This window comes from Marichromatium sp. AB31, from assembly GCF_003718685.1.
Lineage (GTDB): Bacteria > Pseudomonadota > Gammaproteobacteria > Chromatiales > Chromatiaceae > Marichromatium > Marichromatium gracile.
Window position 1 is genome coordinate 19305 of sequence record NZ_RHFI01000011.1, and the last position, 15398, is coordinate 34702.

The 15398-nt window shown below is 66.0% G+C and carries 12 protein-coding genes and 1 tRNA gene; 10 read left to right on the forward strand and 3 right to left on the reverse strand.

Annotated features, from left to right (window positions below; all coding sequences use genetic code 11):
• Window positions 1–33 precede the first annotated feature (33 nt).
• Both EBL84_RS09915 and tsaD read right to left on the reverse strand, forming a co-directional pair.
• A complete protein-coding gene (locus EBL84_RS09915; RefSeq protein WP_123140664.1) occupies window positions 34–1179 on the reverse strand; it encodes a TMEM43 family protein in 1146 nt (381 codons plus the stop codon).
• 6 nt (window positions 1180–1185) lie between these two features.
• A complete protein-coding gene (gene tsaD, locus EBL84_RS09920) occupies window positions 1186–2241 on the reverse strand; it encodes a tRNA (adenosine(37)-N6)-threonylcarbamoyltransferase complex transferase subunit TsaD (protein WP_123140665.1) in 1056 nt (351 codons plus the stop codon).
• Between the two features lie 194 nt (window positions 2242–2435).
• On the opposite strand from tsaD, the gene rpsU reads away from it, so the two are divergent.
• From rpsU to EBL84_RS09945, 5 genes are all read left to right on the forward strand, one after another.
• Window positions 2436–2651: a 30S ribosomal protein S21 gene (gene rpsU, locus EBL84_RS09925; protein WP_005220880.1), complete on the forward strand. Its 216-nt coding sequence runs from the start codon at window positions 2436–2438 to the stop codon at window positions 2649–2651.
• A gap of 130 nt (window positions 2652–2781) precedes the next feature.
• Window positions 2782–3225 carry a GatB/YqeY domain-containing protein gene (locus EBL84_RS09930; protein ID WP_123140666.1) on the forward strand — a complete coding sequence of 148 codons (444 nt, stop codon included), beginning with the start codon at window positions 2782–2784 and terminating at the stop codon, window positions 3223–3225.
• A gap of 41 nt (window positions 3226–3266) precedes the next feature.
• Window positions 3267–4997 carry a DNA primase gene (gene dnaG, locus EBL84_RS09935; protein ID WP_123140667.1) on the forward strand — a complete coding sequence of 577 codons (1731 nt, stop codon included), beginning with the start codon at window positions 3267–3269 and terminating at the stop codon, window positions 4995–4997.
• A gap of 73 nt (window positions 4998–5070) precedes the next feature.
• A complete protein-coding gene (gene rpoD / locus EBL84_RS09940; protein ID WP_123140668.1) occupies window positions 5071–6942 on the forward strand; it encodes an RNA polymerase sigma factor RpoD in 1872 nt (623 codons plus the stop codon).
• A 47-nt stretch (window positions 6943–6989) separates the two neighbouring features.
• Window positions 6990–7065, forward strand: a tRNA-Ile gene (locus EBL84_RS09945).
• 426 nt (window positions 7066–7491) lie between these two features.
• Here EBL84_RS09945 and EBL84_RS09950 read toward each other — a convergent pair.
• Window positions 7492–8073, reverse strand: a complete 582-nt coding sequence (locus EBL84_RS09950; protein WP_123140669.1) for a bifunctional 2-polyprenyl-6-hydroxyphenol methylase/3-demethylubiquinol 3-O-methyltransferase UbiG — start codon at window positions 8071–8073, stop codon at window positions 7492–7494.
• Between the two features lie 75 nt (window positions 8074–8148).
• Between EBL84_RS09950 and EBL84_RS17095 the strand changes: the two genes are divergently transcribed.
• The 5 genes from EBL84_RS17095 (at window position 8149) to EBL84_RS09970 (ending at window position 15242) form a co-directional block, all read left to right on the forward strand.
• Complete coding sequence (locus EBL84_RS17095) at window positions 8149–8304, forward strand: hypothetical protein (protein WP_190287931.1); 156 nt, start codon at window positions 8149–8151, stop codon at window positions 8302–8304.
• A 301-nt stretch (window positions 8305–8605) separates the two neighbouring features.
• On the forward strand, window positions 8606–9898 hold the full coding sequence (locus EBL84_RS09955; RefSeq protein WP_123140670.1) for an HNH endonuclease domain-containing protein: 1293 nt from the start codon (window positions 8606–8608) through the stop codon (window positions 9896–9898).
• A gap of 245 nt (window positions 9899–10143) precedes the next feature.
• Window positions 10144–10644: a GAF domain-containing protein gene (locus EBL84_RS17315; protein WP_305027528.1), complete on the forward strand. Its 501-nt coding sequence runs from the start codon at window positions 10144–10146 to the stop codon at window positions 10642–10644.
• Between the two features lie 48 nt (window positions 10645–10692).
• Window positions 10693–14061: a PAS domain S-box protein gene (locus tag EBL84_RS09965; protein WP_190287932.1), complete on the forward strand. Its 3369-nt coding sequence runs from the start codon at window positions 10693–10695 to the stop codon at window positions 14059–14061.
• The gene (locus EBL84_RS09970) at window positions 14061–15242 is read left to right on the forward strand and encodes an EAL domain-containing protein (RefSeq protein ID WP_123140673.1); all 1182 of its coding nucleotides are present in this window, start codon (window positions 14061–14063) and stop codon (window positions 15240–15242) included. Before EBL84_RS09965 ends, EBL84_RS09970 begins: the two co-directional genes overlap by 1 nt.
• The last annotated feature ends 156 nt before the right edge of the window (window positions 15243–15398 follow it).

Below are 15398 nucleotides of genomic sequence, written 5' to 3' on the forward strand. Positions count from 1 at the left end.
CCGCCTGCCGATGCAGGCGGCGCGTTCGTGCGTTCAGGCGGTGGTGCTGGTCGCGGCCTGTCGTGCGCCCTTGCGCCACTGTCCGGCGCCGAGCACGGCGAACAGCAGTGCGGCGACCAGCAAGGCGCCGCCGAGCAACGGACGATGTGCGATCCAGGCCAGGGCGATGACCAGGCTGCCGGTAGCCAGTGCGAGCAGCGCCGCGACCAGTCCGGTGGCGAAGCCGACCAGGCTGCCGAGCATCGGGATCAGGTCGGCGATGACCTTGAGCGGCGCGAGGATCAGCGCCAGGCCGATCCACAGCGCCACCACGCCGCCCACGCGCAGCCCCCAGGTGAGCAGGGCGTTGGCGCTGTGGGCGTGCTCGAACATGGTGATGGCGTCGATCTGCCCCGGCTCGAGCAGGGCGATGGTGCCGTGCTTGAGTCGCGCGGTGACCAGGGTGTCGCCCTGCTGGCGCCCGATCGCGCTGATCTCGCCATCGGGGTCGACCACCCGGAAGCTGACTCGCAGGTCGCCGACCTCGGGGTTCGCCGGTGTGCCCTTGTAGAAGCCGCTGCCGTCGCTGACGAAGCCCGTCGGTGCCTCCTCGGCGTCGACCGGGAGCGTCCGCGCGCCGCCGATCTGCGAGACGAACGCGGGTGCAAGGCGAAAGGCGCCGAGGGTCACCCGGTCGGCCTGCCACTGCTCGCTGGTGTAGGGCATCGTCGGGTTGTGGTGCCCCTCGGGGTGACGGAAGCCGTTGGAGTCGATCGGTTGGCTCGACCAGGTGCGCTGGTAGCTGTAGGTGGTCCGCGTGGTCTCGCCGCCGCCGAGTTCCTTGACCGTTTCCGATTCGCGCTGCTCGCTCCACTGATACATCTCGACCTGGCGCTCCAGGCGGATCGCCGGGACCTCGATGGCGAAGATGGGGTCGCGCAGCCGTGCATCGGTGTGGGTCGTGCCGCTGAGATGGACGAGTTCGCCATCATTGGCCGGATCGACCGGTGTGGCGGCGATCGCGACCACGGCCTCGGCGCCGGCATCGAGGGTACGGGTGCGATCGATCGCGCGTCCCTCGTTCCACCACAGCAGCGAGCTGGCGACGACCACCAGGATGAGGCCGAAGAGGATGCCGGTGAGCGCGCCGCCGATGCGGCTGAACCAAGAGCGGTGGGTGGTCTCGGTGAAGCTGTCCATCGTGCTCTATATCTCCGTTTCGATGGCAGGGGTGAGCGGTGCGAGCTCTTCCATCGGCCAGCGCGCGCGGGGTTTGAACAGCAGCGGCTCGCTCGCGCCGGCGGCGAGACGCTGCCAGCCGGCATAGGCGATCATGGCGCCGTTGTCGGTGCAGAGTTCGGGGCGGGGGTAGTGCGCCTCACAGCCCTCGGCGGCGAGCGCCTCACCCATGCGTGCGCGCAGCCTGCGGTTGGCGCTGACCCCGCCGGCGAGCACCAGGCGGCGGCGCCCGGTCTCGCGCAGCGCGCGGCGACACTTGATCACCAGGGTGTCGACCACCGCCTCCTCGAAGGCGCGGGCGATGTCAGCGCGGGTCTGTGCGTCGATGCTGCCGCCGCTTTCCGCCTCGGCCTCGCGCAGGGTGTTGAGGGCGAAGGTCTTGAGGCCGCTGAAGCTGAAGTCGAGTCCGGGCCGGTCGGTCATCGGGCGCGGGAAGCGATAGCGCGTCGGATCGCCCTGCTCGGCCTCGCGCGAGAGCGCCGGTCCGCCGGGGTAGGGCAGACCGAGGATCTTGGCGGTCTTGTCGAAGGCCTCGCCGGCGGCGTCGTCGAGCGACTCGCCGAGGATGCGGTAACGTCCCACCCCGGTGACGTCGACGAGCTGGGTGTGTCCGCCCGAGACCAGCAGGGCGACGAAGGGGAAGGCGGGGGCCGAGTCCTCCAGCAGCGGTGCGAGCAGGTGCCCCTCCATGTGGTGCACGCCCACCGCCGGCACGCCGAGCGCCCAGGCGAGGCTGCGCCCGAGCGCGGCGCCGACCAGCAGCGCGCCGATCAGCCCGGGGCCGGCGGTGAAGGCCACGGCGTCGATGTCCTCGCGCGTCAGTCCGGCCTCGTCGAGCACCTCGCGGATCAGCGGCAGCGCCTTGCGGACATGATCGCGCGAGGCCAGCTCGGGCACCACGCCGCCGTACTCGGCGTGGATCGCGATCTGGCTGTAGACCGCGTGGGCGAGCAGACCATGCTCGCCGTCGTACAGGGCGACGCCGGTCTCGTCGCAGGATGTCTCGATACCTAACACACGCATGCCGCAATGGCCCTCGAACACTGGAATCGCAAACGGTTTAGTATACGCGCTCGGGCCCACAGGCCCCGGTCCCCTGGCGAGGTTTCTCGCCGGGGTGTATGTGCTTTCGTCTTTGCAATCGACTCGGGGTTCTCGTAAAATCCCCCTTCTTTGTATTGCCCAATCAACCCACTTGGAGCCATAAAGGACAATCCATGCCCAGCGTTCGCGTCAAAGAAAACGAGCCGTTCGAGGTCGCCATGCGACGTTTCAAGCGTTCCTGCGAGAAGGCAGGGGTGCTTGCTGAGGTCCGCCGTCGCGAGTTCTACGAAAAGCCCACCTCCGAGCGCAAGCGCAAGAAGGCTGCGGCCGTCAAGCGCCACCAGAAGAAGCTGCAGCGCGAGGCACGTCGCTGGGAACGCCCGTACTGAGGTTCCATCCCCGGCGTATCCCTGACCGAGGTCGACGGACCGGCGCCTGTCTCGCCCTGTCGGTTCCGTTGCGCGTCCAGAGCGAAACGATCTCGGCCTGACCCCATCCCTCAGGCTTCCTGAAAGACACATGCTCAAGCAGCAAATCCAAGCGGATATGAAGTCCGCCATGAAGGCGGGCGACAAGGACCGGCTCGCGGTGATCCGGCTGATCATGGCCGCGGTCAAGCAGCGCGAGGTCGACGAGCGCATCGAGCTCGACGACGCCCAGGTGCTGGCGGTGCTCGACAAGATGGTCAAGCAGCGTCGCGACTCGATCGATCAGTACACCCAGGCCGGTCGCGACGACCTGGCCAGCGGCGAGCGCGCCGAGGTCGAGATCATCCAGACCTATCTGCCCGCGCAGCTGACCGAGGCCGAGATCGCCGCCTGTATCGACGAGGCCGTCGAGACCACCGGTGCCGCCGCGATGAGCGACATGGGCAAGGTGATGGGCGTGCTGCGCCCGAAGATCCAGGGGCGTGCTGACATGGGCGCGGTGAGCGCGCTCGTCAAGCAGCGGCTCGGGGGCTGAGTACCGGATCGTCGCGCGCCTCCGGGCGTTGGCATCCGCGCATGGCTGGCAAGATCCCTCCGGAGTTCATCGATGATCTCCTCACGCGCGTCGACATCGTCGATGTCATCGGCGCGCGGGTCCAGCTACGCAAGGCCGGAAAGGAATTCCAGGCGCGTTGTCCCTTCCACGAAGAAAAAAACCCGTCCTTCACCGTCAGTCCGGCCAAGCAGTTCTATCATTGTTTCGGCTGCGGCGCTCACGGTACCGCCATCGGGTTCCTCATGGAGCACGATGGTCTGCCGTTTCGCGAGGCCATCGACGAACTGGCCCGGCTCGCCGGTGTCGAGGTCCCGATCGAGGGCGGGGAGCAGGTGCGCGGGCCGGATCACGGCCCGTTGTTCGCCCTGCTCGACGAGGCCGACGGGTTGTTTCGCCGCCAGCTGCGCGAGCACCCGCAGGCCGCGCGGGCGATCGATTATCTCAAGTCGCGTGGGTTGAGCGGCGAGATCGCCGCCCGTTACGGTATCGGTTTCGCGCCCGGGGGTGGAGATTTCCTGCTCTCGCGTCTGGGGCGTACGCCTGAGCGCTGTCGCCAGCTCGTCGACTGCGGTCTGATCGGCGAGCAGGACGGGCGGCGCTACGATCGCTTTCGCGATCGCATCATCTTCCCGATCCGCGATCGGCGCGGTCGGGTGATCGGGTTCGGGGGGCGGATCCTCGGTGACGGCCGCCCCAAGTATCTGAACTCGCCGGAGACGCCGCTCTTTCACAAGGGCCGCGAACTCTACGGACTGTTCGAGGCCCAGCGCGGTGTCCGGCGCGGGCTCGAGCGGGTGCTGGTGGTCGAGGGCTATCTCGACGTCATCGCCCTGGCGCAACACGGTATCGACTGCGCCGTGGCGACCCTGGGGACCGCGACCACCGCGGACCATCTGCAGCGCCTCTCGCGCACCGCGCCCGAGTTGGTGTTCTGCTTCGATGGCGACCGCGCCGGTCGCGACGCGGCCTGGAAGGCGTTGGAGACCACGCTGCCGCTGGCCAGCGGCAGCCAGACCCAGCGTTTCCTGTTCCTCCCCGAGGGCGAGGATCCGGACACCCTGGTGCGCAAGGAGGGCGCCGAGGGCTTCCTTGCCCGGGTCGAGCAGGCGACGCCGCTGTCGCAGTTCCTGTTCGACCAGCTCACCGCCCAGGTCGACATGACCACCATCGATGGCCGGGCGCGGCTCGCGCCGCTGGCCCGGCCATTGATCGATCGGGTGCCCGCGGGGGTCTTTCGTGACCTGCTCGAGCAGCGCCTGAGCGAGCTGGTCGGGCTGGAGCGGCGCGCGCCCTCGTCGCGACGTCGAACATCGCGGGCGCCGCGTCAGAGCGCGCTGGAGCAGCAGCGCCCGAGCCGTACCGCCTGGGCCATCGCGCTGCTGCTCAATCACCCGTCACTGATGGCGCGGGTGGACGAGCTGCCGACGGACTGGCGACGCGCCTCGAATCAAGGGGTCGGAATCCTCGTGGAGTTGCTTGAAACCATTCGGCAGCACCCAACTCTCACCAAGGCTGCGTTGATCGAGCGCTGGCGTGATCACCCGCACTTCGATTATCTGCAGCGCCTGAGCGTACATCCGTTCCTGCGGCATGTCTCCGAGGAGGGCGCGGGGCCGGAGTTCGACGGGGCGCTGGAGCGGCTCGGTGCCGAGGTCCGCAAGCGCGAATGGTTGCGCAGCCTCGACGACAAGCTGCGTGCACGGGTCGGGCGGGACTCGGATGATCCACGCACTCATCGCGATGACTCATAACTTTGTGATTTTTCGTGCTACAATCGGAAGTTTGCTCAAAAGCCGCCTTCCGCAGCATTAGTCAAGGTATCCCATGGACCAAGAACATCATCAGTCGCAGCTGAAGCAGCTGATCGCCAGGGGCAAGGAACAAGGGTTTCTGACCTATGCCGAGGTCAACGATCACCTGCCTCCCGGTATCGTCGAGGCTGAGCAGATCGAAGATATCGTGCGCATGATCAACGACATGGGGATCATGGTCCATGAAACCGCGCCCGACTCCGATGACCAGACCCTGAGCGATTCTGCGGTCTCCGACGACGAGGCTGCGGAGGCTGCGGCGGCGGCGCTGGCCTCGGTCGACAGCGAGTTCGGTCGCACCACCGATCCGGTGCGGATGTACATGCGCGAGATGGGTTCGGTCGAGCTGCTCACCCGCGAGGGCGAGCTGATCATCGCCAAGCGCATCGAGGACGGCCTCAACCAGGTGCTTGCCGCGCTGTCGGTCTATCCGCGTGCAGTCGAGCGCCTGATCGAGCTGTTCGACCAGGTCGAGCGTGAGGAGAAGCGCCTGACCGATGTCATCTCCGGCTTCAACGACGCCACCGATGACGAGCCGGCCACCCCGGTCCAGCACGGTCAGTCAGCCCAGCAGAAGGACAAGAACAACGCCGCTGCCGACGACGACGCCGATCACGATGGCGACGCCGACGATGACGACGACGACGAAGACGACACCCCGGTCGACACCGGCCCCGATCCTGAGGATGCGGCGCGCCGCGCCAAGCTGCTGCGCGAGCACTTCGCGGTGATGCGCGAGGCGCTGGAGCAGTACGGCCGCGACGACGAGCGTTCGCGCAAGGCGATGGCCGAGACCTCCGAGGTCTTCCTCCAGTTCAAGCTGGTCGCCGCGGTGTTCCAGGAGCTCGCCGAGCTGCTGCGCGGCACCATCGAGCGCATCCGCGCCCAGGAGCGCCAGATCCAGTCGCTCTGCGTGCGTCAGGCAGGCGTGCCGCGCAAGGCCTTCATCGAGGGCTTCAGCGGCAACGAGAGCAGCCCCGAGTGGCTCGACAAGCTGCTCGCCAGCGGCAAGCCCTATGCCGCGCGTCTCGAGCCCCTGGCCGCCGACGTGCGTCGCGCCCAGCGCAAGCTCCAGGACCTCGAGCGCGAGAACTTCCTCACCATCACCGAGGTGAAGGACGTCAACCGCAAGATGTCGATCGGCGAGGCCAAGGCCCGTCGCGCCAAGAAGGAGATGGTCGAGGCCAACCTGCGACTGGTGATCTCGATCGCCAAGAAGTACACCAACCGCGGGCTGCAGTTCCTCGATCTCATCCAGGAAGGCAACATCGGCCTGATGAAGGCGGTCGACAAGTTCGAATACCGTCGCGGCTACAAGTTCTCGACCTACGCCACCTGGTGGATCCGTCAGGCGATCACCCGCTCGATCGCCGACCAGGCGCGCACCATCCGCATCCCGGTGCACATGATCGAGACCATCAACAAGCTCAACCGCATCTCCCGTCAGATGATCCAGGAGATGGGCCGCGAGGCCACCCCCGAGGAGCTGGCCATCCGCATGGACATGCCCGAGGACAAGGTGCGCAAGGTGCTCAAGATCGCCAAGGAGCCGATCTCCATGGAGACCCCGATCGGCGACGACGAGGACTCGCACCTCGGCGACTTTATCGAGGACGCCGGCGTCGTCTCCCCGGTCGACTCGGCCACCTCCGAGGGGCTACGCGAGGCCACCCAGAACATGCTCGCCAGCCTCACCTCGCGCGAGGCCAAGGTGTTGCGCATGCGCTTCGGCATCGACATGAACACCGACCATACCCTCGAGGAGGTCGGCAAGCAGTTCGACGTCACCCGCGAGCGCATCCGCCAGATCGAGGCCAAGGCCCTGCGCAAGCTGCGCCACCCGACCCGCTCGGAACGCCTGCGCAGCTTCCTCGACGCCGACTGATCGGCTATCCTTTCGACCCGCCCATCCGCGGCGGGTCAGACCCCATCGGGCCGTTAGCACAGCGGTTAGTGCAGGGGACTCATAATCCCTTGGTCGTAGGTTCGAATCCTACACGGCCCACCAACTCTGACATCCCCGGATCGACGACGAAGGCAGTCGTCTGAACCCTACACAGCAGTCAGTGACGACTTCGAGACGGCTCGACGTGAAGGTGCCAGGTGCGCGCCGAGACCGACGAGGAGGCCGACAGTGGTCATGGATGCTGTGAGGTGCGTCGATGCCGGGTCGACGACGACCTCGCTTTGCCTGCTCCAGCTCACTGGACGAGACTGCACAGCGTCGCCATGGTCGAGGCCGAGTGCTACCTCGGCGAGCAAATCTGCCGCGAGTTCGGCTACGACATCACCCGCCTCGCGCACGACGCTCGTCAGCGCTGCCAAGCGGTGCACCGACACCGGGGGTGGAGAACCGCCTGCATTGGGTAGTCGATATCATTTTCAGGATGACTGCTGCGTCTGGCCCTATCATGTCCCGCTAAACTTCAACACCTTACGGATGTCGTAGCAGCGCATTCAGCCAGTATTCAGACTCCCGCCCCGGTCGCCGATCGGCCGTTGTCCAGACCTCCACAGTCTCCAGTTCCTCGGTCTCGGACACCAGTGTTGCAAGCCTATCCTCATCGAGATCGGTGAATCGTCGACCGTTGTGCTCATGCTCGCCCGTGCCGTACTTGAACGAGGCATAGAGCACACCGGCAGGTTTGAGCGATCGCGCGAGTCGATACAGGGCGGCAGGCAGCTCGGTCAGCGACACATGCAGCAAACTCGCACAGGCCCAGATGCCGTCGAAGGTTGCAGACCATTCGATCTCCTGGAAGCGGCGAATCTCGACATCGATCCCGCAATGGGCGGTGGCGAGGGTGGCCAGGGTCGGCGAGGCATCGAAAGCGGTCACGGTATAGCCGCGTTCCAGGAAGGCGCGGGTATCACGGCCAGAGCCGCATCCGGCATCGAGCAGTCGCCCGCCCGGCGGGACATGAGCGAGAAAGCGTGCGTAGAGCGGCTCCATGTCGACGTCGTGCGTCGCGGCGAAGAAAGCGCTGGCATGGGTGTTGTAGTAATCAAGAGTCATGCGGGGATTGTGTGCGCGCTACAACTGCGCGTCTAGATGACGCCGCCCCGGAACCGCCATCGGCCTTGCGGCCCCATGTCTCTGGAACTCGCCCGCGATCGCATCGAATACCTCGCCGAATCATGGCCACTCGGGATTTCGAGAGGGTCTTGTGCGTTCGACGGCTTTCTCGCGGCGGCTGCCAAGACCATCGACGAGACCGCCGAGCCGCTCCCCTACGCCATCGGCTGACGATGGATGCCTGTTGGGTCAGTATGCTCGCCCCCTCGTGGGGGAGGTGCCCGACACTGGAACACTTGCCTGAGCACGACATCCCAAGCTGGGCCGAGGTCACCGTCCCCGAGTTGGCCCGCTCGCTTCAATGTCGAGACCTTGACGCTGGCCCTTCTGGATGATGGGATGCTGGGGACATTGCCCCTCGTTTGGGTTTCGCCAACCTGGAAGGTGACCAGCTGGCCATGATGGAAGAGACTTGGCGCTCATCGAGCGCCTGCATCGATGCGCTGCTCAGGTCGATAGGGTACGCCGAAGCATGATCGATCCGATCGGGAACAACTCGCTACCTCCCGCACCCGACCTCGACATCAGCGCGCTCTCGGCATTGTTCCGGCACACCACGAACTCTTACAAGTTCGTTTTCTTCCTCGCGCTTCTGGATCTGCTCAAGCGTCACCGCTTCGACGCTGAACGGCCTTATACATACGATGAACTCACCGTCGAGATGCTGGTGATCGCGTGGTATCCGCACACCTTCTTCAAGCTGTCGTTCGGCGCTCAGGATACGATCGCGCAGAAGCTCGATGGGCTAGAGCTGGACTTGGGTCGCGCCAATCAAAGCGTTGTGGATCACAAGGCACTGCGTGCAGCCTTGGAAGCGGCTTCGCTCAAGGACGCCGGGCGGCTGATGGAGTTCGTCCCCTATCGTCTGCTGGCTCCCTTCCTTGAACCGCACTTGCAGGGCGTCGATCGCGGTGCCTGGATGGTGTTCGAGCGCGCCATGCCCGCGATCACCAATGCCCACTTCGAGACGGCACGTCCACTCTACCGCTTCGATAGCGACGACTATCAGCACTGCTCGGCCATACGCTGGCATCCAGCCTGGGTGGCCTATTTGGAGCGACACTGGTCGATCATCAAGAGCTGGGCGGCGTGGCGCTGGCTGCACTACATGCAGCGGCGCAATCCAACCACGCCGAGTCTGTCGAACAAACTCTTTCCTCCGGCCAAGCGCGAGGCGCTGACCAAGCAGACGAAGTATTGGCGCGGGATCCTGGAGCAGGAGACCGATCCCCCGCTGACCTGCATCTATTCCGGTGAGCCGCTGACTGCCGCGAGCTTCGCCCTCGATCACTATCTGCCGTGGTCGTTCGTGGTTCACGATCAGCTCTGGAACCTGATCCCAACCCCGTCTGCGGTGAACTCGGCCAAATCCAACCGGCTCCCGAGCGTTGACTATCTGCCGGGCTTCGTGTCCTTACAGCATCGCGGTTTGTTGATCGCCCGCCAGTCGCTCGGCGAGGCGCGCTTCGGCAAGGTGGTCGAGGACTATCTGGCCGATTTGCATCTACCGTCGCTGGAAGCGCTGTTGGACTTCGATCAACTCCAGAATGCCTACGCGCGCACTCTCGGTCCTCTACTGACTCTGGCCACCAACCAGGGCTTCATTCCCGACTGGCACTACAGGTCCCTGAGTGTGGACCCCATGACTGCCCCGAGTGTGGTGGCCCTCCCGCACCCGATGCGCCTGGAAGCGGCGACCGATCAGGTCGCCGACAGTCAGGATCTCGGGCACGCGCCCCCGCCCTCAGCGCTTTGCCCATCCTGATCGACGAAACCATCCCGACCGAAGCGCTCATCAACATCGTTCCCGGATTGCACGATCTGTTCGTTCATCACTTCGGGTTTTCAGTGCTCTGAGGCTTCCCCCGCCCCCCATCGCCTCCGGCTTGGCTTCCCCCCCCACTGCCACCATCCCTGTAGCTACGGTTGCATCACGCCGTTGACCGAGGGTCGCTGCGTGTCGTGTGCCTGGGCCGAGCGGGGATCGTCATGGAGGTCAAGCGGGGGATTATGAGCGAAGACAGCAACGAAGCGGATCGTCTGGCCGCGCTCGCGCGCTACGGTCTGCTCGATACGCCGCCCGAGGAAGGGTTCGATCGGTTGACGCGGGTCGCGGCCTTTCTGTTCTCGGCGCCGATCGCGCTGATCTCGCTGGTGGATCGGGATCGACAGTGGTTCAAGTCGGCCTGCGGGCTGGCCGGGCGCGAGACCCCGCGCGAATGGGCCTTCTGCGCGCACGCCATCCGGGGCACGGAGGTGATGGTGGTGCCCGATGCTACGCGCGACCCGCGCTTTTGCGACAACCCGCTGGTGACTGGGCCGCCGCACATCCGTTTCTACGCCGGGGCGCCCTTGCTCACCGCCGACGGCTTCGCGCTCGGCACCCTGTGCGTGATCGACGCCACGCCCCGCCCGGGGATGTCCGGCGGGCATCAGTTGATCCTGCGCGACCTCGCGCGCCTGACCATGGATCTGCTGGAATTGCGTCAGGTGCGTGGCGGGATCCATTGATATCGCCCGGATGAATCTGGGACGAGCATGACAGAGGGGCAGGGGGCGATGCCTGATCGAGCTGACAGCGCGTTCACGGTCGCCGGTGGTCGTGCCGGTGGTCGTGTCTTGCTGCCGAGGGCAGTCGGTGTCGGTGAGGTCTTCGCCCTGCGTGGTTATCTGATCGCCAGCCTGGCGATCATCGCGCTGTTGCTGAGCGCCAGCTTTCTCGTCCTCTCCGAGGGTTTGCGCGAACTCGAGGGGGCGAGCCGGGTGGTCAATCTCTCGGGGCGACAGCGGATGCTGGTGACCCGGGTGGATGCCCTGATGACCCGGCTGCCGCTGACCGAGGAGCCGGGGCAGGTGAAACGCCTGCACGATGAACTCGCGGCCAATCTGGCCCAGCTCGAACGGGTGCATCACGCGTTGATCGACGGCTCCGCCGAGTTGCGGCTGGCGCGCGCGGAGAGTCACGCGGTGGAGGCCATCTATCACGAGCTGCCCTATCGGCTCGATGACGCCATGGTGCGTTATCTTGCCCGGGTGCGCGAGTCGCTGGCATCCGGTCTCGGCGAGCGTGGCGGCACAGGGGGCGTGCTCCCGGAGCTGTGGGCGTTGCGCAATGAGGTGGTGCTCGGGCTCGAGGCGCTCACCAAGCAGTTCGAGCAAGAGGTGACTGATGGCGTCCGCGCGGTCCGTTGGTTCGGCGTGGCACTGTTTCTCTCGCTGCTGCTGTGTCTGATCGGGATCTGGCATTTCAGCTTCCGCCCGATGGCGCGCCGGATCATGCGCGAGCGCGAGCTGCTGCGCGGTATCACCGAGCACGTCGCCGAGGGCATCATCACCGTCGATGCCGAGGGTCGGGTGCGTTCGGCGAACCCGGCCGCGGCGCAGATCTTCGGGCGCACGGCGAGCGCCATGGTCGATCACGATGTCCAGACGCTGATCCCCGGCCTGGCCCTGGACGATGTCGATCTCTCGTGCGAGATGCGGGGGCGTCGGGACGACGGCAGCGAGATCCCGCTCGAGGTCTCGCGCAGCGCCATGCACGCGGCCGGTCTGCGGCTGTCGATCTGCGTGGTGCGGGATGTCTCGGTGCGCCATGATGCCGCGCAGGCGTTGCGCATGGAGCGCGCGCGGCTGCAGACCTTCGTCCGTCATACCCCGGCGGCGGTGGCGATGTTCGATCGCGAGATGCGTTATCTGCTGTGCAGCGAGCGCTGGCGCATCGATTACGGGCTCGGTGATCGGGCGTTGCTCGGCCACTGCCATTACGACATCTTCCCCGAGATCCCGGAGCGCTGGCGCGCCATCCATCAGCGTTGTCTGAAGGGGCAGATCGAGCGTTGCGAGGAGGACCCATTCACCCGGGCCGACGGTACGGTCGATTGGGTGCGCTGGGAGATCCACCCCTGGTTCGACGGCGAGTCGGTCGGCGGGATCATCATGTTCACCGAGGTCATCACCCCGCGCAAGCTGGCCGAGGCCGCGCTCAATCTGCGCGACCGCGCGATCGAGGCGGCCAGTTGCGGCATCCTCATCACCGATGCGCGCCGCGCCGACAACCCGCTGGTCTATGTCAATCCCGAGTTCGAGCGCATCACCGGCTATCGCGCCAGCGAGGTCGTCGGTCATAACTGCCGACTGTTGCAGGCCGGCGACTCGGATCAGCCCGGTGTGGAGACGCTCCGGGAGGCGCTCGGCGGGCGGCAGCCGGTCACGGTGTTGCTGCGTAACTATCGCAAGGACGGCAGCCTGTTCTGGAACCAGATCTCGCTCGCACCGGTCTTTGACAACGACGGCGAGTTGGTCCATTTCGTCGGTATCCTCACCGACGTCACCGAGCGCATCCGTGCCGAGGAGGCGTTGCGCGAGAGTCGCGAACGCTATCGCTCACTCTATAACGACACCCCGGTGATGCTCAGCTCGATCGATGCCGAGGGTCGGTTGGTGGCGGTCAGCGATTACTGGTTGCGCAAGCTCGGTTATACCCGCGAGGCGGTCATCGGTCGTCCGGTGGTCGAGTTCCTCACCGCGGCGTCACGCCACTTCTACACCCAGCAGGCATTGCCGATGCTGGTGCGTCAGGGCAGTTGCGAGGGGGTAGCCTATACCCTCGTGCGTCGCGACGGCACGCCGCTGGAGATCGAGCTCTCGGCGATCGCCGAGGTCGACGCCGAGGGGCGGCTGGTGCGCGCCCTGGCGGTGATGAACGATGTCACCGACAAGAAACGCACCGAGGACGAGTTGCGTCAGGTGCAGAAGCTCGAGGCGATCGGTCAGCTCACCGGTGGCATCGCGCACGACTTCAACAACCTGCTGGCAGTGGTGATGGGCAATCTGCAACTGGTCGAGCGCCGGGTACGCGATAACGACCGGGTTCGCACCAACGTGCGCAACGCCCTGGAGGCGACGGCCAGGGGCGCCGAGCTGACCCGGCAGTTGCTCGCCTTCGCTCGTCGTCAGCCGCTTGCGCCCCGGCTCACCAACGTCAATACGCTGGTCTCGGGGATGACCGACCTGCTGCGGCGCACCCTCAGCTCGCAGATCGAGGTGGAGCTGCGGCTGTGCGAGCGGATCGCGCCGGTGATGGTCGACCCCGTGCAGCTCGAATCGGCCCTGCTCAACCTGGCGATCAATGCCCGCGATGCCATGCCCGAGGGCGGACGCTTGCTGATCGAGACCGACAACATCGAACTCGACGCGCGTTATGCCGCCACCCATCCCCAGCTCAATGCCGGCGAGTTCGTGATGATCGGCATGACCGACACCGGTGCCGGTATCCCCCGCGAGATCCAGGGACGCATCTTCGAACCCTTCTTCACCACCAAGCCCGCCGGTCAGGGCACCGGACTCGGGTTGAGCATGCTCTATGGCTTCGTGCGCCAGTCGATGGGCGATCTCCAAGTCTACAGCGAGCCCGGACAGGGGGCGACCTTCCGCATCTATCTGCCACAGGCCAGCGACGACGATCAGGAGAGTGGGGCCTGGCGCGCCGGTGGTGCCCGGCGGGCGCTCGTCCGTCATGGCCGGGGTGAGCTGATCCTGCTGGTCGAGGACGATCGCCGGGTGCGCGAGACCCATACCGCGCTGTTGGCGGAGCTCGGCTATCGGGTGATGAGCGCCGAGGATGGCGAGCAAGGCTTGGCGTTACTGCGTGCTAACCCAGAGATCGCGCTGCTGTTCTCCGACGTCGTCATGCCCGGCGGTCTCTCCGGTCCCGAGCTGGCCGAGCAGGCGTGCGCCCTGCGTCCGACGTTGCCGGTGCTGCTGACCTCGGGGCATCCTCGCGACCATCTGGCCGGCACGCTCGGCGCGCACCCCTTCATCTCCAAGCCGTTCTCGGAGCGCAAGCTCGCCGAGGTGCTGAGCACGCTGCTCGACCCGGAGGGCGGCGCCATTGTCGAATCGGTCAATTCAGCGAAGGATGATGCTTGATGAGGCATAGCGAGCGACTTCTCGTCGTCGATGACACCCCCGGGGTGTGTGATCTCATTCGCGACGTCGCCGAGGACCTGGGCTACGAGGTTCAGGTGGTGATGTCTCGCGATGACTTCGAGACGGTGTTCACGGCGATCGATCCGACCCTGATCACCCTCGATCTGCAGTTCCCCGGTGGCGACGGGGTGGAGATCCTGCGTTATCTCGCCGACCAGGGCTGCGCGGCGCCGATCGTCGTCATCAGCGGCTTCGACACCCGCGTGGTCAGCTCGGCGATGCGCATCGGCCAGACCCACGGGCTGCGGATGCTCGGCTCGCTCAGGAAGCCGTTCTCCATCCAGGATCTCGAAAACCTGATCGCGCCGATCGGCGTGCGTACATTCAAGCCCGGCGCGGCGGATCTGCGCGAAGCGCTCGATCAAGGCGACATCCTGCCTTTCTTCCAGCCCAAGGCCTGTCTGGTGCACCCCGGTGGCCCGGCCATCTGTGAGGCCGAGGCGCTGGCGCGCTGGCAGCATCCGCAGCATGGTCTGATCGAGCCGGCGCAGTTCATCCCGCTGGCCGAATCGACCGGGATGATCCTGCCGCTGACCTGGACCATGGTCGAGCAGAGCGCCCGCCAACTGGTGCAGTGGCGGGCTGAGGGGCTGCACCTGTCGGTCGCGGTCAATATCGCCCCGGCGGTGATCCAGGACCTCGACTATCCCGACCGCCTCGCGGCCTTGGTGGAGCGCGCCGGCGCCTCGCCCGAATGGTTCACCCTGGAGGTCACCGAGTCCGGGGCGATGCGCGACTCGGAGCGCGCCATGGACATCCTCACGCGGTTGCGGCTCAAGGGCTTCAATCTCTCCTGCGACGACTTCGGCACCGGTTACTCGTCGCTGGTGCAGCTCTATCGCATGCCCTTCTGCGAACTCAAGATCGATCGCTCCTTCGTGGTCGACTGCATCGACCAGCCAGAGGCGCGGGTGATCATCCGTGCCAGCATCGAACTCGGCCACAACCTCGGCCTGACCGTCTGCGCCGAGGGCGTGGAGACGCAGGATGTGTTCGATTATCTCCATGCCCAGGGCTGCGACTCCATCCAGGGCTATCACGTCGGCTACCCGGTGCCGGCGACCGACCTGCCCGAGCTGGTCCGCGAGGCCTCGCGCCGACTGCTCGAGATCGAGTCTTGAGTGGGACGGTGGACAGCGGGCATCGGGTCGCTTACCTTGAGTCCCTCGGACCCTTGGCGCAGCCCCCGGAGAGCCACGCGTGCACGTCAACTTTTCGGTTGCCGGAATTTTTGCGAACCACCCTTGCAGGTGCTTGTTTGGAAAGCCTTTCTGGCA

Coding starts and splice junctions, on each gene's coding strand:
- EBL84_RS09915 (WP_123140664.1), bottom strand. CDS start 1,179: ATGGACAGCTTCACCGAGACCACCCACCGCTCTTGGTTCAGCCGCATC.
- tsaD (WP_123140665.1), bottom strand. CDS start 2,241: ATGCGTGTGTTAGGTATCGAGACATCCTGCGACGAGACCGGCGTCGCC.
- rpsU (WP_005220880.1), top strand. CDS start 2,436: ATGCCCAGCGTTCGCGTCAAAGAAAACGAGCCGTTCGAGGTCGCCATG.
- EBL84_RS09930 (WP_123140666.1), top strand. CDS start 2,782: ATGCTCAAGCAGCAAATCCAAGCGGATATGAAGTCCGCCATGAAGGCG.
- dnaG (WP_123140667.1), top strand. CDS start 3,267: ATGGCTGGCAAGATCCCTCCGGAGTTCATCGATGATCTCCTCACGCGC.
- rpoD (WP_123140668.1), top strand. CDS start 5,071: ATGGACCAAGAACATCATCAGTCGCAGCTGAAGCAGCTGATCGCCAGG.
- EBL84_RS09950 (WP_123140669.1), bottom strand. CDS start 8,073: ATGACTCTTGATTACTACAACACCCATGCCAGCGCTTTCTTCGCCGCG.
- EBL84_RS17095 (WP_190287931.1), top strand. CDS start 8,149: ATGTCTCTGGAACTCGCCCGCGATCGCATCGAATACCTCGCCGAATCA.
- EBL84_RS09955 (WP_123140670.1), top strand. CDS start 8,606: ATGATCGATCCGATCGGGAACAACTCGCTACCTCCCGCACCCGACCTC.
- EBL84_RS17315 (WP_305027528.1), top strand. CDS start 10,144: ATGAGCGAAGACAGCAACGAAGCGGATCGTCTGGCCGCGCTCGCGCGC.
- EBL84_RS09965 (WP_190287932.1), top strand. CDS start 10,693: ATGCCTGATCGAGCTGACAGCGCGTTCACGGTCGCCGGTGGTCGTGCC.
- EBL84_RS09970 (WP_123140673.1), top strand. CDS start 14,061: ATGAGGCATAGCGAGCGACTTCTCGTCGTCGATGACACCCCCGGGGTG.